Here is a 20,032-nt window from a genome sequence, read left to right as displayed (position 1 = left end):
GTCGCTATCCATCCTCTCTCCGGCTCCTGCTCATCCCATGCAGGGGCCGGAGGCCTTTTTTTGTCAATGTACACAAAACGGGGGATGGAACGAAATCCACAAAAATGTGCCCCGCCGTCCGGCGGGGCACATTTTTTATTCCTCATCCAATTTCAGCACCGCCATAAAGGCCTCGGTGGGCAGCTGGACCGTGCCCAGAGTGCGCATCTTCTTCTTGCCCTCCTTCTGCTTCTCCAGCAGCTTCTTCTTCCGGGTGATATCGCCGCCGTAGCACTTGGCCAGCACGTCCTTGCGCATGGCCTTCACCGTCTCCCGGGCGATGATCTTGCCGCCGATGGCCGCCTGAACGGGCACCTCGAAGAGCTGGCGGGGAATATTCTCCTTCAGCTTCTCGCAGATACGCCGGGCCCGGCCATAGGCCTTATCCCGGTGGACGATAAAGCTCAGCGCGTCCACCTGGTCGCCGTTGAGCAGCAGGTCCACCTTCACCAGGTCGCTTTTCTCATAGCCCTCCAGCTCGTAGTCCAGGGAGGCGTAGCCCTTGGTTCGGGCCTTGAGGGCGTCGAAAAAGTCGTAAATGATCTCGCCAATGGGCATAGAATAGTGCAGCTCTACCAGGTTGGTATCCAGATACTGCATATCCTTGAAAATGCCCCGGCGGTCCTGGCACATGGGCATGATGTTGCCCACGTAGTCGGGGGGCGAGATAATGGACACCTTGGCGTAGGGTTCCCGGGCGTCGGCGATGGAGCCGGGGTCGGGGTAGTTGTGGGGGTTGTCCACCCGGACCACAGTCCCGTCGGTTTTGGTGACCTCATATATTACAGAGGGTAATGTGGTCACCAGGTCCAGATCAAACTCACGTTCCAGCCGCTCCTGGATAATCTCCATGTGGAGCATCCCCAAAAAGCCGCACCGGAAGCCGAAGCCCAGGGCCACCGAGGACTCCGGCTCAAAGGACAGGGAGGCGTCGTTGAGCTGGAGCTTCTCCAGGGCGTCCCGCAGGTCGGGGTACTTGCTCCCGTCCTCGGTGTAGATGCCGCAGTAGACCATGGCCTGGGCGGGGCGGTAGCCGGGCAGGGCCTCCGCCGCGGGGACCTCTGCGCCGGTAATGGTGTCGCCCACACTGGTGTCCTTCACATTCTTGATGGAGGCGGTGAACCAGCCCACCTCTCCGGCGGACAGCCCCGGGGCGGACTCCATCCCCAGGGGCTTGAGGTAGCCGCAGTCCAGCACCTGGTACTGGGCCCCGGAGGCCATCATTTTCACGTTCATCCCCTTTTTCAGGGTCCCCTCCATAACCCGGAAGTAGACGATCACCCCCACGTAGGGGTCGTACTGGCTGTCAAAAATCAGTGCTTTCAGGGGGGCGGAGGGGTCCCCCTCCGGGGCGGGGATGTTTTGTACAATGTCCTCCAGCACGGCGGGGATGTTGACCCCCTGTTTGGCGGAAATCTCCGGGGCGTCCAGGGCGGGGAGAGCCAGGATGTTTTCGATCTCCTCCTTAACCCGGGCCGGGTCGGCGGCGGGCAGGTCAATCTTGTTCACCACAGGGAGAATTTCCAGGTCGTGCTCCATGGCCAGATAGGTGTTGGCCAGGGTCTGGGCCTCAATGCCCTGGGAGGCGTCCACAATGAGCACTGCCCCCTCGCAGGCCGCCAGAGAGCGGGAGACCTCATAGTTGAAGTCTACGTGGCCCGGGGTGTCGATAAGGTTCAGGTGGTAGACCTGGCCGTCCTGGGCCTGGTAGTCCAGCCGCACCGCCCGGGCCTTAATGGTAATGCCCCGCTCCCGCTCCAGGTCCATGTTGTCCAGCAGCTGACTCTCCATCTGCCGCTGCTCCACCGCCCCGCACAGCTCAATGAGCCGGTCGGACAGGGTTGACTTGCCGTGGTCGATGTGGGCGATAATGGAAAAATTTCTGATTTTAGTTTGGTCGGTCATAGGATTCAAAACCTCCGAAAAATAGGGTTGACAGCCCCATATTTTGGGTGCTATACTGAGAAAAAGTACATACGCCGCCGGGTGAGTACCTACCTTGAAGTCAGGCTGAAGGCCTGGCTTATTTTTTTGAGAGGAGTTTTTTTATGTTCTCTTATGTCTGGCCCATTGCGCTGGCCGTTGTCTCCAATATTTTCTACCAGATCTGTGCCAAGTCCACGCCGGAGGGAATGGACCCGCTGGCCTCACTCACTGTCACCTACACGGTGGGGGCTGCCGCCGCCGGGGCGCTGTATTTCATCCTGAACCGGGAGGGCAATCTGCTGCGGGAGTACGCCCACCTGAACTGGGCCCCTTTTGTGTTCGGCCTGGTGCTGGTGGGACTGGAGGTGGGCTACATCTACGCCTACAAAGCCGGCTGGCCGGTGAGCACCGCCGCCATTGTGCAGGCCGCCTTTCTGGCCGTGGCACTGCTGTTTGTGGGGCTGCTCCTGTACCATGAGCCCATTACCCGGAGCAAGGCCGCCGGGGTCGTGATCTGTATGGTGGGGCTGTACTTTATCAATCAATAGCGCCCTTACCGGTAATCGCTGATTTTGGCGCTCTCCTCCGGGGAGAACAGGTATTCATTTTGATACTGCTCCCGCAGCTCAGCCAGGGGCCTGCCCTCCAGGGCGGTACGCATATCCTGCTGGAGCAGGGCGATGACCCGGGCAAAGGTGGGGGTGCTGTAGACCTCTTTTTCCCAGCGTTTCAGATTAAAGTCAGCGGCGGCGCGGCGGACCGGTTCAAGAAAGACGATCATGGTGTCGCCGATGTCGCCGTAAATCACGCCCTCCACGGCGTCCCAGGTAATATGCTCGGGGACGGCCTCCTCCAGCACGGTACCCAGACCAGAAAGGAACACATTGTAGGACATGGCCCTCCAAGGAGAGAAATATTTCTCATAAAAAGCGCGGCTCTCCGGGTCCTCATTCAGACCGCCGCCGTCCCCGGTCAGGATGTCCAGAGCGGAGTCGGAAAAGCTCTGCTGAAACCGGACAAACTCCTCGCGGCCACGTTTCCCCTCCAGAAAGTCCCACAGCACCTCGATGGCAATCCCCAAGATTTCCGGGGCCGGCTCCTTGGGGGCCATATGCCGGTAGGAGTTCCACCAGCGGGTGAAGATGAGGGCGTGGGCCAGCATTTGAACTGAAGGGGGCTGCTCTTGAAAGGACTGCGCCATGCTGTCCCGCAAATCATGCACAAATTCCACTTTTTCTTCCGGCGTCAAGGGGGAAAAGTCGATTTCACAGACCAGCTTCATGGGGATTCCTCCTATTTCTTCTCCTGCTTCTTCTGCCGTCCGGCGCTGATGGCGTTGACCCGCTCGCCGGTGTTGTGGACCACCTGGAGGATGGACTGGTAGAGCACCGGGTAGTCCCGGGCCAGGGCGTCGTGGGTCATCTCGGGCATGGGCCCCTTGGCCTTCACGTGGGCGGCCAGGGCGTCGGCCAGCTCCGCCTCGCAGCATTTCATGTCTGCCTCCGCCAGGCCGGCCTGGAAGTGGCGGGGGGAAACGGAGAAGAAATCCGGGTTATTGCCGGGGGCGGCGTCGTAGAGCCGGCGGTACATGGTGTACACCGCAGTGGACAGATAGCCCGCCGTGGCCTGGATGGCCTCTCTGCTGCCCGTTTTGCCCAGCAGGCCGAAGAGGACGCCAATGGAGTTGACCAGCAGCTTTTTGCTCAGCAGAGCCAGCACGCCCCCCTTGATGGAGTTGTTCTTCTCGTCGCTGATATCATAGAGCTCCTCGGTGCCGATGGTGGTGCCGTCCCGGGTCAGGGTGCGGCCCAGGAGAAAATCGGCGGAGACGCCGTAGTAGTCGCAGGCCTTGACCAGGAAGGGCAGGCCGGGCTCCCGGATGCCGTTCTCGTAATGGCTGAGCAGGGCCTGAGAGATGCCCAGGTCGTTGGCGGCGGAGCGCTGGCTCACTCCCTTCTCCTGCCGCAGCAGAGACAGCGTGCGGGGAAATTCCGCGTTTGCTTCCTTCACAATGTTCACCTCAAGTCGAAAAATGGGGGACGGCCGTCTGTATCTGGGGCCGTCCCCAAACTGTTGCAATACACTTGGTATAGTATACCTGATTGCATAACGCCGCGTAAAGAGGAAAATAAAAAAATTTTCCTGAAAAATTCATCAATGCAGGAGAGAAAACTATCATACGACTCTTGCATTTTTTGCCGGGAAATGCTACCATGGTATTTGAGAATCTGGTGAGAAGCACCAATTTTTGATTTGGAGGAATGATGCACCTATGTTTAAAAAACTCATCGATATCCTGAAGGCCCACCCCCGCAAGATCGTCTTTACCGAGGGCACCGACCCCCGCATTCTGGAGGCCTCTGCCCGCCTGCTGTCCGGTACCTTCCTGACCCCCATCCTGATCGGCAACGAGAAGGAGATTCTGGATGCCGCCGAGGAGGCCGGCTTCAACATCCGGGGCGCCGTTATCCTGGACCCTGAGACCTATGAAGAAATGGACGCCATGGTGGAGCGGATGGTGGAGCTGCGCAAGGGCAAGATGACCGCCGACGAATGCCGCGCCATGCTGAAAAAGGGCAACTACTTCGGTACCATGCTGGTGGCTATGGGCGAGGCCGACGCGCTGCTGGGCGGCGCCACCTACTCCACCGCCGACACCGTCCGTCCCGCTCTCCAGCTGGTGAAGACCAAGCCGGGCAACTCCATCGTCTCCTCCTGCTTTATCCTGGTCCGGCCCTACGCCACCGGCGGCAACATGGTGCTGGCTATGGCCGACTGCGCCATCAACATCAACCCCACCGAGGACGAGCTGGTGGAGATCGCCTCCGAGACGGTGGAGTGCGCCAAGATCTTCGGCGTGGACCCCAAGGTGGCCTTCCTCAGCTACTCCACCTTCGGCTCCGGCAAGGGCCCCGACGTGGACAAGATGCGCAACGCCGCCGACAAGGCCAAGCTGGCCATGCCCAACATCCCCATCGAGGGCGAGCTCCAGTTCGACGCCGCCGTGGCCCCCCGCGTGGCCGAGACCAAGTGCCCCAACTCCAAGGTGGCCGGCTACGCCAACACCTTCATTTTCCCCGACATCAACGCCGGCAACATTGGCTACAAGATCGCCCAGCGTCTGGGCTCCTTCGACGCCTACGGCCCCATTCTGCTGGGCCTGAACGCCCCCATTAACGACCTGTCCCGGGGCTGCAACGCCCAGGAGGTCTACTCCATGGCCATTATCACCGCCGCCCTGGCCTGACCCTCTCCCAAATACGCAGCAGCGCCCCACGGGGCGCTGCTCTTTTATGAAAACAGGACTGCCCCGGAGGGCAGTCCTGTGTTTCAATGCGGGATGGGAGCTCAGCCGATGGCCACGTAGGCCAGTTCGCTGGGCAGAGCGATGCCCACGCCGGGGCCGATGGGTAGACCCAGGATCATGTAGATACCCAGGAAGATGATCCAGGCAATCTGCAGCACAATGGCAATGGGGAACAGGCCGGCGGCCAGGGTGCCGATCTTGGCGTCCTTGTCGTACTTGGCCTGCGCCACGCCCAGGGTGACCCAGATGTAGGAGGACAGGGGGGTAAAGGCGTTGGTGGGGGAGTCGCCCAGGCGGTAGAGCAGCTGGATAAAGCCGGGGTGATAGCCCAGCATCATCAGCATGGGGATAAACACAGGCGCCAGGATGGCCCACTTGGCGGAGCCGGAGGGGACCAGCAGATTGATAAAGCCGGTGAGCAGGATGATGCAGACCAGCAGGGGGAAGCCGGTGAAGCCGGCCCCGTTGAGGAAGTTGGCGCCGGAGATGGCGAACACGGTGCCGATCTTGGTCCAGTTGAACAGGGCGTTGAACTGACCGCAGAAGAAGCAGAAAGCCACATAGCTGCCCATCAGCTCCATCTGGTGGGTCATAGCCTTGTTCACGTCCCGGGAGCTCTTAAACTTGCCGGTGTAGAAGCCATAGACCAGGCCGGGGATGGCAAAGAAGAAGAACAGCACGGGGATCAGGTTGGACAGCAGGGGGGATTTGACCAGCTGGCGCTTGCCCGCGTCGTCAATCAGGGCCAGGGGGCCGAAGAAGAAGCCGATGAGGATCAGGACGATGTAGGCCAGCAGGGCCAGTCCGGCCAAGCCCAGACCCTTCCGCTCGGTGGCGGAGATCTCGTCCAGCTTTACCTCCACGGTGCTCTTAGACATATCATACTTGCCGAAGCGCTTGTCAACCACCAGGTTACACACCGCGCCGATGACGATGGAGCACAGGAAGGTGGAGGCGATCATAAAGTACCAGTTACAGGTGGTGTCCACCGCGTAGACGCCCTCACCCAGGAAGCCGTCCAGAACGGTGTTGGTGATGCCCTGGAGCAGGGCGTCGGTGCCGGCGATCATCAGGTTGGCGGAGAAGCCGGCCTGCGCACCTGCGTAGCCGCAGATCATACCGGCCAGGGGGTGCTTGCCGGCGCCGATGTACAAAATGGCGGCGATGGGCGGGATAACCACCATGGCGGTGTCGGAGGCCAGGTTGCCCACGGTACCCACAAAGGCCACCACGAAGGGGAGGATCACAGGGGGAATGTTGCGCAGCTTATCCTGAAGCAGGGACATAATCAGTCCGGACTCCTCGCACATACCAATGGCTAGCGTCATGGTGATGACCAGGCCCAGAGGGGCGAAGCCGGTGAAGTTGGTGAGCATACTGCCCAGGAACCAGAGAAGTCCCTCGCTGGAGAGGGGATTTTGGATGGACACGACCTCACCCGAGGGGTTGACGGCGGAGATGCCCGCCAGGCTGAGCAGCGCACTGACAACGGCGATGATGACAAACAGGTAGATGAACATGATCGCCGGGGGTGGAAGCTTGTTGCAAACGCGCTCCAGGCCATCCAGGAACTTGTCCAGCCATGTCTTTTTGGTCAGGGTGTTGTCTGGCATAGAGTTTCCTCCTTCTGAATATAAAGAAAATTTCGTATATTCTCCGTGTTTCCCCTCTCCCCCAAGAAAAGATTCGGCGAAGTATATACGTGCGTAACTTATAATAACATGGTTTTTGTGCAAAATCAAGAGCCGTTCATAAAAAAACAATTTCTAGTTCAAGAATTGTTCACAATCCACAAAAGCTGCCGGTGGAAAATCTCCCTATTGTACAAAGTCGGTTTCATGGCTTTTCTTTTTGGCCAACCTGTGATATCCTTATGAAAACAGACGGCAGCAGTGCCGTCACGATGGAGGAACTATGGGCGATTTTGTCAAGGATTTCTTTTCCCTGGACGGGATGAACGTCTGGAAGCTGCACACCGCGCAGGACTACCTCTTTGTTGGACTCTATGTGGCGCTGGGGATCGGGGCGCTGTGGCTTGCCCTCAGGGCGCTGGCCAGGGGGCGCACCCCGGAGGGTACCGCCAGGCGCATCGCGAAAAAGCTGCGCCGTCTGGGGGGCGCGGGGTCCCAGGTCTGGGAGAACGTCACGCCGGTCTCCCATCGGGGCCGGTGCGTGTGTCCCATGCTCTGGGCGGCCCGGGAGGGGGTCTATACGATCCAGCTCTACCACTTCGGCCTGGAGGTCACCGGCAGCGCCTCCTCCAAGCAGTGGACCCTGGCCTTTAACAAGGATGTGCGCCCCACGGACAATCCCCTGGACAGTATGGACGAGCAGGTGGTCATTCTCAACCGCATCCTGGGCCGGGCCGGACTGGGCCATGTGCCGGTGGAGAAGCTGATTATTTTTGCCGATATCTATGGCCGGCCCCGGCTGGAGCTGCGGGGTGTGGACTGCGCGGTGGTCCGCCAGGACCTGAAAAAGTGGCACAAAAAGCGGAAGGACCTGCCCAATGTTGACCTTGGGGCGGTGAAAAAGGCGCTGGAGGCCTCCTTCCAGGGCTGAATCTGTGACCAACGCGGCGGACGCCGTGATCCAATCATAATACAATACATAATAAATTAAGGAAGGAGACTACCCCCTATGAATCCAATCAACGAGGAGAGACTGCTGAAGGAATTTTTGGAGTTTGTCCAGATCGACAGCGAGAGCGGCAACGAAAAGGCCATGGGCCAGCGGCTGTGTGAGGTGCTGAAGGACCTGGGCCTGGAGCCCATCACCGACGAGGCAGGCAAGACCTATCACTCCAACGGCTTCAACGTCTTTGCCCGCTTCCCCGGCGAGGGAGAGCCCATGGTGCTCAGCGCCCACATGGACACCGTGGTCCCGGGCAACGGGGTCAAGCCGGTGATCAAGGACGGCGTCATCTACTCCGACGGCACCACCATCCTGGGCGGCGACGACAAGAGCGGCATCTGCGGCATTCTGGAGGCGGTGCGGGTCATTCAGGAGAACAACCTGCCCCACCGTCCCGCAGAGATCATCTTCTCCATCGGCGAGGAGGGCGGCATGAGAGGGGCCAAGGCCTTTGACTGCTCCCAGCTGAAGAGCAAGCGGGCCTACATCTTCGACTCCTCCGGAGAGGTAGGCAAGGTGATTGTGGGCGCGCCCGGGCAGATTAAGGTCTTTGCCGACGTGGTAGGCCGCCGGGCCCACGCCGGACTGGCCCCGGAGGAGGGCATCAGCGCCATCCAGGTCATGGCCAAGGCCATCGCCAAAATGAACCTGCTGCGCATCGACGCCGAGACCACCTGCAACATCGGCACCATCAAGGCGGAGTACGCCACCAACATCGTCCCCGACCGATGCTCCATCATCGCTGAGGTCCGCAGCCGCAATTTTGACAAGCTCAACGCCCAGGCCGAGCACATCCGCCAATGCCTCCAGGAGGCCTGCGACGAAGCGGGGGCAACCCTGGAATGGAATCCGGTGACTAACTATGTGTCCTACAACATCCCCGAGGACAGCGCCATTGTCACCGACCTGCTCTCCTGCATTGAGAAGATTGGCCGGGAGAAGCTGGTGACTCTGGGCGGCGGCGGCAGCGACGCCAACATTTACAATCAGAAGGGCATTCAGGCGGTGGTGCTGGGCACCGGCATGACCAAAGTACATACCACCAGCGAGAGCATCAAAATCGTCAACCTCAACGACACGGCCCGGCTGGCCCTGGCCCTGCTGACCATGGAGGCGGTGCGATGAGCTTTGACCATGTGAATTTGGAGCAGCTGGGCCAGGAGATGATCCAGCTGCGCCGGGACTTCCACAAGAACCCCGAGTCGGGCTGGACCGAGTTTGCCACCACCGCCCGCATCATTGACGAGCTGGAGAAGCTGGGGCTCACCGTTCAGTACGGCCCCTCCATCCATGTCCGGGAGAAGATGTTCGGCCTGCCCAAGCCGGAGGTGCTGGAGAAGTGCTGGCAGCGGGCCATGGAGGAGACCAGCCGTCCCGACCTGGTGGAGGCCATGAAGGGGGGCTACACCGGCTGTCTCACCGTCATTGAGGGGGCTCTCCCCGGGCCCACTGTGGGCATCCGGGTGGATATCGACTGCAACGACGTGGAGGAGGCCGGCGACCCAAAGCACGCCCCCTGCGCCTTGGGCTTCCGTTCGACCCACGAAAACTGTATGCACGCCTGCGGCCACGACGCCCACGCCGCCATTGGCGTGGGGGTCGCCAGGCTGCTGTGCGCCTGCCGGGACCAGCTGCGGGGCAGAGTGCTCCTGGTCTTCCAGCCCGGGGAGGAGGGCCTGCGGGGGGCCGCCAGCCTCACCGCCGCGGGCCATTTCTCCCAGTGCGACTACTTCTTCGGCGGCCACGTGGGGCTGCTGGACGGCCTGGATGTGGGCACGGTGGCCGCCGGAGGCCACGGCTTCCTGGCCAGCACCAAGTTTGACGCCATGTTCCACGGGGTCGCCTCCCACGCTGGGGCCGCCCCCGAGCTGGGGCACAACGCCATCGCGGCGGCGGCGATGGCAACCCTGGGAATGCTGTCCATCTCCCGCCACCACGAGGGCTCCAGCCGGATCAACATCGGCACCTTCCACGGCGGCACCGGGCGCAACGTCATCCCCGCCGAAGCGGAGCTGACCGTCGAGACCCGGGGCAGCACCACCGAGATCAACCAGTACATGGAGGCCGAGGCCAAGCGGGTATGCCAGGGGGCGGCGGATATGTACGGCTGCACCTTCGAGACCCGGTTCATGGGCTCCGCCGGCTGCATTGTCTGCGACGAGGAGCTGGTGGACCACACCATTGAGGTCCTGTCCCGGATGGAGGGCGTGAACAAGATCATCCGGGACGTCAACTTCGGCGGCGGCGAGGACGTGACCACCATGATGCGGGACGTACAGGAGCACGGGGGCCAGGTCATCGAGCTGGTCTTCGGGATGCCCCTCACCGCCCCCCACCACAACGACTACTTCGACGTGGACGAGCGGGTGATCCCCCTGGCCATCCGGATTTTTGCCCAGCTGGCCCTCACCGCCGGGGACTGGCGGAAATAAGAGGCGGATTCCCAACGGGAACCATAGAATTACATTGTAGGAGGCATACGGTTTATGTCTGAATTACGACAAATCATCGACAAGTATTGGGAGAAAGTGCGGGAGCACCGCAATTGGCTGCACCAGCACCCGGAGCCCAGCACCCAGGAGAAGGAGACCTCCGCCTATGTGGCCAAGGTCCTGCGGGAGATGGGGCTGGAGCCCACCGAGCACGTGGGGGGCTACGGCGTCACCGCTCTGATCCAGGGCAAGGGGTCGGGCAAGTGCGTGGGCCTGCGGGCCGACATGGACGCCCTCCCCCTCACCGAGAGCACCGGCCTGGCCTGCTCCTCTCTGACCCCTGGTATGGCCCACTCCTGCGGCCACGACGCCCACACCGCCATGCTGCTGGGGGCGGCCTATGTGCTCAACGAGCTGAAGGACACCTTCAACGGCGCCGTCAAGCTGGTCTTCCAGCCCGCCGAGGAGAACGTGGCCACCAGCGGGGCCCGGAAGATGATCGAGGAGGGGGTCCTGGAGAATCCCAAGGTGGACGCCATGTTCGGCCAGCACGTATGGCCCGCTTTCCCCGCCGGCAAGGTGGGCATCCGGGATACCCAGATGATGGCCTCCTCCGACCGGCTGTACATCACCGTCAAGGGCAAGAGCACCCACGGCAGCGCCCCGGAAAACGGCATTGACGCGGTGATGATCGCCGCCTATGTGGTCACCGCCCTGCAATCCATCGTGGCCCGGAACGTGTCCCCCCTGGACAGCGCGGTCATCTCCTTTGGCAACATCCACGGCGGCACTGCCTACAACATCATCACCGACGAGGTGAAGCTGGAGGGCACCTGCCGCAACCTGAATCCTGCCATCCGGGACGCCATGCCCCAGCGCATTGAGAACATTGTCAAGGGCGTGACCGAGGGCATGGGCGGGAGCTATGAGTTCACCTATCTGCGGGGCTACTCCCCCACGGTGAACGACCCGGCCAAGTCCGCCCTGGTGAAGGAGGCCATTGTGGACGCGGTGGGCGAGGAGGGCCTGCTGATGCCCGAGCGCCCCGCCCTGGGAGGGGAGGACTTCTCCTTCTTCTGCGAGAAGGTGCCCTCCGCCTACTTCTGGCTGGGCTGCCACGACCCGGCCAAGCCCCAGTACCCCATCCACCACGGCTCCTTCGCCCCCGCGGAGGAGGCCCTGCCCATCGGCATGGAGGTGCTGGTGGGGGCCGCCCTCAAGTTCCTGGCCCAGTGACATAAAATCAAATCCCACAGAGGCGATTCGCCTCTGTGGGATTTTTTTGCCTCACTTTCCCACGCAGAAGCGCTGGAAAATGCGGTCGGTGACCTCCTCCCGGAGGGACTGGCCGGTGAGCTCCCCCAGGGCCTCCAGGGCCTCCTCCACGTCGGTGAGCAGGGCGTCGGGGGTCACCCCGGCCTTCAGGGCGGCTCTGGCCCGGCGGACCCCCTCCCTGGCCCGGGAGGCCGCCTCCTCCTGGCGGGCATTGGTGAGGATCTCGCCGTAGCCCCACCACAGGTCCTGGGGGAAAGCGCAGGAAATCTCCTGACATAGTCCATCCAAATATCCGGTCCGGGCGCTCACCGTCACAGCGGGGGGCATCTCCATGCTGACCACCGGGATAGGGGCCTGGGGCAGGTCCCCCTTGGTCCACACCAGAATGGCGGGCGCCAGCTCCATGGCCTCCCGGAGCAGGGCGAAATCCGCCTCCTGGGCGGGCTGGGAGGCGTCGATGAGCACCAAAATCAGCCCCGCCTCCTCCATGGCCCTCCGAGCCCGCTCCACCCCCAGCTGTTCCACCGGGTCAGCCGTGTCCCGCAGGCCGGCGGTGTCGATGAGCCGCAGGGGGATGCCCCCCAGCTCACACCGCTCCTCCACCGTGTCCCGGGTCGTGCCGGGGATATCGGTGACAATGGCCCGCTCATAGCCCACCATAGCGTTGAGCAGGGAGGATTTGCCCGCGTTGGGCCGGCCCACAATGGCGCAGGCGACCCCGTCCCGCAGCAGTCTGGCCCGGCCGCAGGAGGCCAGCAGGGCGTTCAGCTCCCCCTCCTGGTTGGCCAGAGCCTCATCCAGCTCCTCCATGCGGAAGGGGTCGATGTCCTCGTCGGGGTAGTCCAGCACGGCGTGGAAGTGAGCCATCACGTCGGTGAGCGCGGAGTAGATCTCCGAAATCTTCCGGGACAGCGTCCCGCCCAGCTGTCCCGCCGCGTGACGGGCGCTCTCGCGGCTCTGGGCCTCCAGCAGGTCCCCCACCGCCTCCGCCTGGGCCAAATCCAGCCGCCCGTTGAGGAAGGCCCTTCTGGTAAACTCCCCGGCCCGGGCCTGGCGGGCCCCGGCGGCAAAGAGCGCCTCCAGCCCCAGGGCCAGCACCATGGGGGAGCCGTGGCACTGGAGCTCCGCCGTGTCCTCCCCGGTGTAGCTGCCGGGCCCCAGGCTGTAGGTGCACAGGACCCGGTCGATGGCCTGCCCGCCGCTGTCCAGCAGCTCGCCATAGACCAGCTCACGGGGGCCGTGGTCCCGCAAAGCCTTGGGGCCCAGGGGTTTGAAGCATTTCTCCACAATGGAGACCGCCGACGGCCCGGACAGGCGCAGAATGCCGATCGCCCCCGGTCCCGGAGGGGTTGAAAGGGCGGCAATGGTGTCGCTGGTGGGGAACATGGGCTGCACTCCTTTCCGTTTAAGACGGCCCGGGCAGTGTTTCCTGCAAAAGGCTGCCCTGAAAAGTTTGTGGAAAATTTCGCCTTGACAGACATTATGGAAACCGGAAGAACGAATAATTTAATCCACAGGCCGGCTGGCCCGGTGTGGAAAAGCCTGTGGATAATGTGGAGAACCCTTCTGTCCCAGAAGTCAGGGGGTGTGGAAAGAGTTGTGGAAAAAGTGGATAAAAAACTGCATAGGGGCTGTCAAAATAATTCCGCCTTTTCCGGGCGGCCTTTCGTCCCGTTTGCAGGAGTTCCGCCGCCTCTACAGCCAAATAGCCCAACCGTCATACTGAAATACCCCCGCGCCGTGGTGCAGCCTGCCCTCCCCCTTCAGCTGGCGCAGGGCGTCCCGCATTTTGGCCGGGGTGTCGGGCGGCACATCCAGAGCGTGGTGGGCCGGGAGGACCCGCCGGGCGGGCAGGGCGGCGGTGCGCTCCAGGGAGTCCAGGTAGGCCGCCGGGTCGGTGGAGGGGTAGTAGGCGAACAGGGTATCCAGGTAGATCAGGTCGCCGGTGTACAGATCCCCCCGGGCCGCCTCCCAGAAGCACAGGTGCCCTGGGGAGTGGCCCGGCGTGTGGATCACCTCCACCGTCCGTCCCCCCAGGTCCAGCTCCTCCCCGCCCCGCAGGACCCGGGCCGGCGTGCCCTGAAACATTTGGTACTGACTTACATCAAAGTCCTCCGGCGGGTCGCAGCGGTCCAGCACCATCTCCCGGACGGTCTCCATGGACAGGGGAAACTCCCCCTGGAGCCAGGGCAGCTCCGCCTCGTGGGCGTAAAAGTCGGGGAAGTACCGGTGGCCGCCGATGTGGTCCCAGTGGATGTGGGTCGCAATGGCGGTGACCGGCTTGTCTGTCAGCCGGCGGACTTCTTCGCAGATGTTGCAGATGCCCAGGCCGGTGTCGATGAGCAGGGCGCGGTCCGCCCCAATAAGGAGGTAACAGTGGGTCTCCTCCCAATGGCGGTACTCGCTGAGGACCCAGGTGTCGGGGGCCAGCTGTTCGGTGGTAAACCAGGGGCGCATAGATTTGATCTCCTTTCGCATGGGTCAGAATCAGGCCGTCCCCTGATAATAGCACAAATCACCCCACCTGTCTTGCACAATACCGCCAAGTTTATTCCTTCCCGATCGGGCTTGCGCTATTGCTCCAGCCGCTTGCAGACGGCCCGGGCCGCCTGGACGCCGGAGGCCCCCGCCTGGGCCAGCCCCCGGGTGACTCCCGCGCCGTCGCCGGCGGCAAAGAAGTTGGGCAGGGCGGTCTCCAGCTCGGGGGTGAGCTGGAGGCGGGCGGAGTAGAATTTCACCTCGGCGCCGTAGAGCAGGGTGTCGTAGTTGGCGGTGCCGGGGGCGATCTTGTCCAGCTGATAGATCATCTCGATCAGGTCGTCCAGCTGGCGCTTGGGCAGGGTCAGGGACAGGTCCCCGGGGACGGCGGCGGTGAGGGTTGGCCGGACGGTGGATTTGCCCATGCGGTGTTCGTTGGTGCGCCGTCCCCCCACCAGGTCGCCGAAGCGCTGGACCAGCACGCCGCCCGCCAGCATATTGGACAGGGAGGCCACATGCTTGCCGTAGCGGTAGGGCTCGTTAAAGGGCTTGGTGAACCGGTTGGACACCAGCAAGGCGAAGTTGGTGTTTTCACTGCGCAGGGCGGGGTCGGCGTAGGAGTGGCCGTTGACGGTGTTGATCCCCTCCACATTCTCCGCCACCACATGGCCGTAGGGATTCATGCAGAAGGTGCGCACGCTGTCGCCATACCGCTTGGTGCGGTAGACCAGCTTGGACTCGTAGACCACATTGGTGATGTGTTCGAAGACCACGGCGGGCAACTCCACCCGCACGCCGATGTCCACCTGGTTGTTCAGCAGCTCCAGCCCCAGGTCCTTGCACTGGTTGGAGAACCACTCCGCCCCCGACCGGCCCGGCGCGGCGATGAGGTACCGGCACCCCACCTCGCCCCCCTTAGCCAGGACCAGGCGGTAGCCCCCGTCCGTCTTCTCAATGGCGGCCACCTCGGTGTGGAAGGCGAACTCCAGCTTGTCCTTCAGCCCCTCGTAGATGTTGGTGAGGATGCGCAGGTTGTTCTCGGTGCCCAGGTGTTTGCACCGGGCCTGGAGCAGGTGGAGGTCATAGGCCAGCGCCTGGCGGGCCAACTTCCGGGCCTCCTCGCTCTCGGTGGAGAAGACCTGGGTTGTGGCCCCGTGGGCCACGTTGATGGAGTCCACATAGTCGATGAGCTCCATCACGTGGGCGGGCTCCATAAAGTCTGTGAGCCAGCCGCCGAACTGGGTCGTAAAGTTAAACTTTCCGTCAGAGAAGGCCCCCGCGCCGCCGAAGCCGCACATGGTGTGGCACACCGGACAGCGGATGCACTCGTGGACCTTCCCCGCCACAATGGGGCAGCTGCGGTGATAGATATCCGCCCCCTGGTCCAGAGCCAGCACCTTCAGCTCCGGGTGGAGATGGGCCAGCTCATAGGCGGCAAAGATGCCCGCCTCCCCGCAGCCCAGAATGACGACGTCGTAATTGGAAGTCATAGCTTTGTCCTCCTCTTGGATGGAAGGGGCGGCCTTGGGGCCGCCGCCTCCTCTATATAATATAGGTATACTACATTTTTCCCACTTTTGCAACCCAAACAGCCGGCACAGACAAAAACCGCGTACTCCGCCGGGGCGGAATACACGGTCGAGTGGATATTCAGCTCTTCTCCTGAAAGCTGGCGCCGCAGCTGCGGCAGGTGACGGTGATCTTCCCCCGGCCCCGGGGGACCCTCAGCCGCTGGCCGCAGTTGGGGCATTTAAAATAGATGTGTTCCTTGTCTCTGTGGATGGTGCGGCGCAGGCGGAGCCAGCTCATAAAAGGGTTCACGCTGCGCAGAAAGCGGGTGTTCTCCATCCGCCGCCGCTCCAGATTTCGGGACAGAAGGCGGACGAGGGTCACAAGCAGTAGAAGAAAACTGGCCCAGTAAAGCAGCTCCCATCTGGTCAAGAGAAACACCAGATAGAGCAGCAGATAAACCGACATCAGGAACAGGTTCAGCTGGTCGTTCCCATAGCGGCCATACATAAATCGCTGGATCGCGTTTCGGATCATGGAAGTGCCTCCTTGGCTGACAGAAGACGGCAGGCGAGACGCCTGCCAGTACCACCATCCCATGATATTCCTTCTTGGGCCGCCCGTCAAGAACTCATTCGTAAACAAAATGTAAATTTCTCTCCCATTTCCCTCTTTTTCCAGCTCCTCCGCCCCTCTTTTTTACAGTCCGGAGGGGGGAGGGACGGCGGGAGGCGCTCCCCGGGAAAACCGTCGAAAAAAGGGGGCTCCCAACGGCCAAAGGGCTTGCGGCGGAGGGGAATTCCGATTATAATGGTGGTATCCTGACAACCAGAATTGGGGGGTCTAAATGAAGCGTATCGATAAGGAAAATTACTATCTGGACATTGCCGAGACGGTGCTGGAGCGCTCCACCTGCCTGCGCCGGTGCTATGGCGCCATCATCGTGCAGCATGACGAGATCGTCTCCTCCGGCTACAACGGCGCCCCACGGGGGCGGAAGAACTGCCTGGACCTGGGCTTCTGCGCCCGGGAGGCCATGAACATCCCCTCGGGGGAGCGGTATGAGCTGTGCCGCTCCGTCCACGCCGAGGCCAACGCCATCATCTCCGCCGCCCGCAGCGAGGTACTGGGGGCGACCCTCTACATGGTGTGCAAGGACCCCAAGACGGGAGAGCTGATCCCCGGCTCCACCTCCTGCTCCATGTGCCGCCGGCTCATCATCAACGCCGGCATCGACCGGGTCGTCATCCGCAATACGGAGCGGGAGTACTCGGTGGTCCATGTGGAGGACTGGATTCGTGAGGACGACTCCCTGCCGCCCCAGCTCTGAGCCCCCTAGTCCAGCCCCTCCAGCCCGAAGAGATGGGCGGGCAGAATGTCGGACAGGGCCGTCAGCACCGGGTCCAGGCCCCCATCCGTCTGGAGGCGGGGGGTGTTTACCTGGACCCGTCCGTCCTGGGCCCCGGCGGGCAGAGAGACCAGCACAACAGGGGTCGACTGGCCCAGCTCTGTCATCATCGCCCCCCGGTGCAGCTGTACAATGTGCCGGGCAACGGCCAGCCCCAGCCCCGCCCCCTGTCCGGCCAGAGGGATGCTCTCGGTGTCCGGCTGGAGCATGGCGGCCATCTGCCGCAGGTCGGGCAGGGGCCCGTTGTCCGACACGGTAATCAGCGCCCGCTGGCCCGCCCGGCGCACAGTCAGCAGCACCAGGCCCTCCCCAGCCGCCCGGGCCGCGTTGGAGATCAGCTCCAGCAGCATATTCCGGAGCAGGCCGGGGTCGCCGGAGATCAGCAGACTGCTCTGGGCACACTCATACTCCAGGATGATCCCCGCCTCCCGCAGCAGAGGATAGGCCCGCTGGACCACCTGCCGGCACAGCCCGGCCAGGTCCATCACGATCGGCTTGTACCCGGCCCCGTCCTGCATATACTCTAAATTGTCCATCAGACGGAACAGCCGGTAAAAGCTCTTGCCGAAGGCCGCCGCCGGCACTCCGCTCTCCGGCGCGGCGGCGGCGGGACCTACCTCCGCCAGGATCTCCCCCAGCAGCGTGCGCAGCTGGCGTAGGCTCCCCTCCAGCTGCCGCTGGGTCAGGGCGGTCTGGGCGGCGGGGCGGAAGAGAATGACCTGCTCCCCGTTCCGGCTGGTGCAGCTGTAGCTGAACGCCTCCTCCCCCACCGTAAAGACCCCCGTTCCCGCCGGGGCCTGCCGGGGCAGGACCGCCCACTGGGACAGGGACCCTCCAAGAGCCAGCTTCGGCAGATAGTACCTGGCCATGGCGTTGGCCTGCTGTACCACGCCGTCCTGAAGCTGGACGACCCCCTCAGGAAAGGCGTCCAACAGCGCCTGTACGGAATCCAGCATAATGTTGCTCCTCCCTGGCGGCATGACCCGTCCGCCGCAGATTTTCCTGTATAGCATATGTTCCGTTTTGAAAAATGACACAGAGAACAGTATATCAAATATTTTCCTGCGCCACAATAGAAAAGTCGAAAAAGGGCGAAAAAAGGGGGGCGGCGCATTTTTTCCGGCGGATAAACGGCCTCCCCAGGACGGGTCCTCTTGCTCTATGGCGAATTTTCCATCAATTTTTTTTGGAAATCTATGAAAAAACACACTAGGAAAATATGAGAAATTGGGGTATAATATGGATGCTACCAAAACTGCGGGGCGTCCGCAGATATTTGATAAATAAAGGAGTTATGCAACATGAGCATCAAAGTTGGCATCAATGGGTTTGGCCGCATCGGCCGCATGGTTTTCCGCGCCAGCCTGAATCATCCCGAGATCGAGATCGTGGGCATCAACGATCTCTGCCCCGCCGACTACCTGGCTTATATGCTGAAGTATGACACGATGCACGGCATCTGCAACGCCGAGATCAGCAGCACCGAGAATTCCATCATTGTCAACGGCCACGAGATCCCCATCTCCGCCGAGCGCAGCCCCGCCGACCTGCCCTGGGCCAAGCTGGGCGCTGAGTACGTGGTGGAGTCCACCGGCCTGTTCCTGACCCAGGAGAAGGCTCAGGGCCACCTGGACGCCGGCGCCAAGAAGGTCGTTATGTCCGCTCCTTCCAAGGACGCTACCCCCATGTTCGTGTGCGGCGTCAACCTGGACAAGTACACCACCGACATGAACTTCGTGTCCAACGCCTCCTGCACCACCAACTGCCTGGCCCCCATCGCCAAGGTGCTGAACGACAACTGGGGCATCACCGATGGCCTGATGACCACCGTCCACTCCACCACCGCTACCCAGAAGACCGTTGACGGCCCCTCCCTGAAGGATTGGCGCGGCGGTCGTGCTGCTGCCGGCAACATCATCCCCTCCTCCACCGGCGCCGCCAAGGCCGTGGGCAAGGTTATCCCCGAGCTGAACGGCAAGCTGACCGGTATGTCCATGCGCGTTCCCACTCTGGACGTGTCCGTGGTCGACCTGACCGTCAACCTGGCCAAGCCCGCCAAGTATGAGGAGATTTGCGCCGCCATGAAGAAGGCCGCCGAGGGCGAGCTGAAGGGTATCCTGGGCTACACCGACGAGGCCGTCGTGTCCTCCGACTTCCTGGGCGACACCCGTACCTCCATCTTCGACGCCGACGCCGGTATCGCCCTCACCGATACCTTCGTGAAGGTCGTCTCCTGGTACGACAACGAGATCGGTTACTCCAACAAGGTCCTGGAGCTCATCAAGCATATGTACAGCGTGGACCATAAGTAATCTTTCCCATTCAGAGCGCCGCAGCTGCGGCGCTCTTTTTTTGTCCCCCATTTGTCGATAATTATAACCCGATTTAGCGAAATATGCTGTCGAAATATGGGATATAAGTATAATTTTTACCTATATCAGCGATAATTAAGACAAATATCCTCAAAATTGGGAAAATGGCGTTGGGGTGACGGCTATGGATACGACATTTATTGGAGAGCGAATCCATAACATAATTGACGAAAGACGTATTACTCAGACTTCATTGGCCGACAAAATCGGTATCAATTTATCTACATTGAATAATTATATGACGGGTCGTTCTAAATTCCCGCCGGAAGTATTGAAGCAAATTGCAGAGGTACTGGACACGAGCAGCGACTACCTTTTAGGTCTGGCTGATACCTCTGAGAGACCTATCCGGTTGTCAAAAACAGAAAAACTTATGATTAAAACCCTGCGTACCCTCTACCGGGACCAGCAGGAGGCTGTGCATAACCAGATTCAGTTTTTTCAAAAGCAAAATCGGAGAGAGTAGCTGTTTGCTGAATGCCGCCGGGGGATTGTTTCCGGGAGCACTGCCTTCTATTTAAGTTTTTAGGTAGAAGCAATGCCAGCAAATCAATCCCCACCCGCTTCGCGGGAGCCCCTTTTCAAAGGGGCCAGGCCGCCTGCGGGCGGGACGGGGGATAGGCCCTGCGAAGCAGGGCCCCACAAGCGGCGC

General features: G+C 61.7%; 18 protein-coding genes. 9 read left to right on the top strand and 9 right to left on the bottom strand.

Going from position 1 to position 20,032, the window contains the following annotated elements:
- Positions 1–135: 135 nt before the first annotated feature.
- Entirely contained in the window at positions 136–1,944 is a 1,809-nt protein-coding gene (gene lepA / locus D1646_RS13340; protein WP_160636927.1) for a translation elongation factor 4, read from the bottom strand.
- Positions 1,945–2,087: 143 nt separating this feature from the next.
- Here lepA and D1646_RS13335 point away from each other — a divergent pair, with 143 nt between their 5' ends.
- A complete protein-coding gene (locus tag D1646_RS13335; RefSeq protein WP_160636926.1) occupies positions 2,088–2,513 on the top strand; it encodes an EamA family transporter in 426 nt (141 codons plus the stop codon).
- 5 nt (positions 2,514–2,518) lie between these two features.
- Here D1646_RS13335 and D1646_RS13330 read toward each other — a convergent pair whose 3' ends face one another.
- Positions 2,519–3,247: a hypothetical protein gene (locus D1646_RS13330; RefSeq protein WP_160636925.1), complete on the bottom strand. Its 729-nt coding sequence runs from the start codon at positions 3,245–3,247 to the stop codon at positions 2,519–2,521.
- 11 nt (positions 3,248–3,258) lie between these two features.
- On the bottom strand, positions 3,259–3,975 hold the full coding sequence (locus D1646_RS13325) for a helix-turn-helix transcriptional regulator (RefSeq protein ID WP_160636924.1): 717 nt from the start codon (positions 3,973–3,975) through the stop codon (positions 3,259–3,261).
- A 262-nt stretch (positions 3,976–4,237) separates the two neighbouring features.
- On the opposite strand from D1646_RS13325, the gene pta reads away from it, so the two are divergent.
- The gene (pta, locus tag D1646_RS13320; protein ID WP_160636923.1) at positions 4,238–5,212 is read left to right on the top strand and encodes a phosphate acetyltransferase; all 975 of its coding nucleotides are present in this window, start codon (positions 4,238–4,240) and stop codon (positions 5,210–5,212) included.
- A 101-nt stretch (positions 5,213–5,313) separates the two neighbouring features.
- Here the strand turns inward: pta and D1646_RS13315 are convergent, their stop codons facing one another.
- The gene (locus D1646_RS13315) at positions 5,314–6,885 is read right to left on the bottom strand and encodes an AbgT family transporter (protein WP_160636922.1); all 1,572 of its coding nucleotides are present in this window, start codon (positions 6,883–6,885) and stop codon (positions 5,314–5,316) included.
- A 301-nt stretch (positions 6,886–7,186) separates the two neighbouring features.
- Between D1646_RS13315 and D1646_RS13310 the strand changes: the two genes are divergently transcribed.
- From D1646_RS13310 to D1646_RS13295, 4 genes are all read left to right on the top strand, one after another.
- On the top strand, positions 7,187–7,834 hold the full coding sequence (locus D1646_RS13310; RefSeq protein ID WP_160636921.1) for a hypothetical protein: 648 nt from the start codon (positions 7,187–7,189) through the stop codon (positions 7,832–7,834).
- A gap of 78 nt (positions 7,835–7,912) precedes the next feature.
- On the top strand, positions 7,913–9,031 hold the full coding sequence (locus tag D1646_RS13305) for a M20/M25/M40 family metallo-hydrolase (protein WP_160636920.1): 1,119 nt from the start codon (positions 7,913–7,915) through the stop codon (positions 9,029–9,031).
- Entirely contained in the window at positions 9,028–10,338 is a 1,311-nt protein-coding gene (locus tag D1646_RS13300) for an amidohydrolase (RefSeq protein WP_160636919.1), read from the top strand. Before D1646_RS13305 ends, D1646_RS13300 begins: the two co-directional genes overlap by 4 nt.
- 54 nt (positions 10,339–10,392) lie before the next feature.
- The gene (locus D1646_RS13295) at positions 10,393–11,574 is read left to right on the top strand and encodes a M20 family metallopeptidase (protein WP_160636918.1); all 1,182 of its coding nucleotides are present in this window, start codon (positions 10,393–10,395) and stop codon (positions 11,572–11,574) included.
- 51 nt (positions 11,575–11,625) lie between these two features.
- Here the strand turns inward: D1646_RS13295 and mnmE are convergent, their stop codons facing one another.
- The 4 genes from mnmE to D1646_RS13275 all read right to left on the bottom strand — a co-directional run bounded on the left by mnmE (position 11,626) and on the right by D1646_RS13275 (position 16,137).
- A complete protein-coding gene (gene mnmE, locus D1646_RS13290) occupies positions 11,626–12,999 on the bottom strand; it encodes a tRNA uridine-5-carboxymethylaminomethyl(34) synthesis GTPase MnmE (RefSeq protein WP_160636917.1) in 1,374 nt (457 codons plus the stop codon).
- Positions 13,000–13,308: 309 nt separating this feature from the next.
- Entirely contained in the window at positions 13,309–14,070 is a 762-nt protein-coding gene (locus D1646_RS13285) for an MBL fold metallo-hydrolase (RefSeq protein ID WP_160636916.1), read from the bottom strand.
- A 116-nt stretch (positions 14,071–14,186) separates the two neighbouring features.
- Positions 14,187–15,581 carry an NAD(P)/FAD-dependent oxidoreductase gene (locus D1646_RS13280; RefSeq protein WP_160636915.1) on the bottom strand — a complete coding sequence of 465 codons (1,395 nt, stop codon included), beginning with the start codon at positions 15,579–15,581 and terminating at the stop codon, positions 14,187–14,189.
- A 160-nt stretch (positions 15,582–15,741) separates the two neighbouring features.
- Positions 15,742–16,137, bottom strand: a complete 396-nt coding sequence (locus D1646_RS13275) for a hypothetical protein (RefSeq protein WP_160636914.1) — start codon at positions 16,135–16,137, stop codon at positions 15,742–15,744.
- A gap of 310 nt (positions 16,138–16,447) precedes the next feature.
- On the opposite strand from D1646_RS13275, the gene D1646_RS13270 reads away from it, so the two are divergent.
- Positions 16,448–16,930, top strand: coding sequence for a deaminase (locus D1646_RS13270; RefSeq protein ID WP_160636913.1), 483 nt, complete (start codon positions 16,448–16,450; stop codon positions 16,928–16,930).
- Between the two features lie 5 nt (positions 16,931–16,935).
- On the opposite strand, the gene D1646_RS13265 is transcribed toward D1646_RS13270, so the two are convergent.
- Positions 16,936–17,964, bottom strand: coding sequence for a HAMP domain-containing sensor histidine kinase (locus D1646_RS13265; RefSeq protein ID WP_160636912.1), 1,029 nt, complete (start codon positions 17,962–17,964; stop codon positions 16,936–16,938).
- Between the two features lie 345 nt (positions 17,965–18,309).
- Here D1646_RS13265 and gap point away from each other — a divergent pair, with 345 nt between their 5' ends.
- Positions 18,310–19,320 carry a type I glyceraldehyde-3-phosphate dehydrogenase gene (gene gap, locus D1646_RS13260; RefSeq protein ID WP_160636911.1) on the top strand — a complete coding sequence of 337 codons (1,011 nt, stop codon included), beginning with the start codon at positions 18,310–18,312 and terminating at the stop codon, positions 19,318–19,320.
- A gap of 184 nt (positions 19,321–19,504) precedes the next feature.
- Positions 19,505–19,846 carry a helix-turn-helix transcriptional regulator gene (locus tag D1646_RS13255; protein WP_160636910.1) on the top strand — a complete coding sequence of 114 codons (342 nt, stop codon included), beginning with the start codon at positions 19,505–19,507 and terminating at the stop codon, positions 19,844–19,846.
- Positions 19,847–20,032: the final 186 nt, after the last annotated feature.

The organism is Pseudoflavonifractor sp. 60, assembly GCF_009911645.1.
GTDB lineage: Bacteria > Bacillota > Clostridia > Oscillospirales > Oscillospiraceae > Lawsonibacter.
Note: the sequence above shows the minus strand (reverse complement) of the source record. Positions and strands in the feature narration are given on the sequence as shown.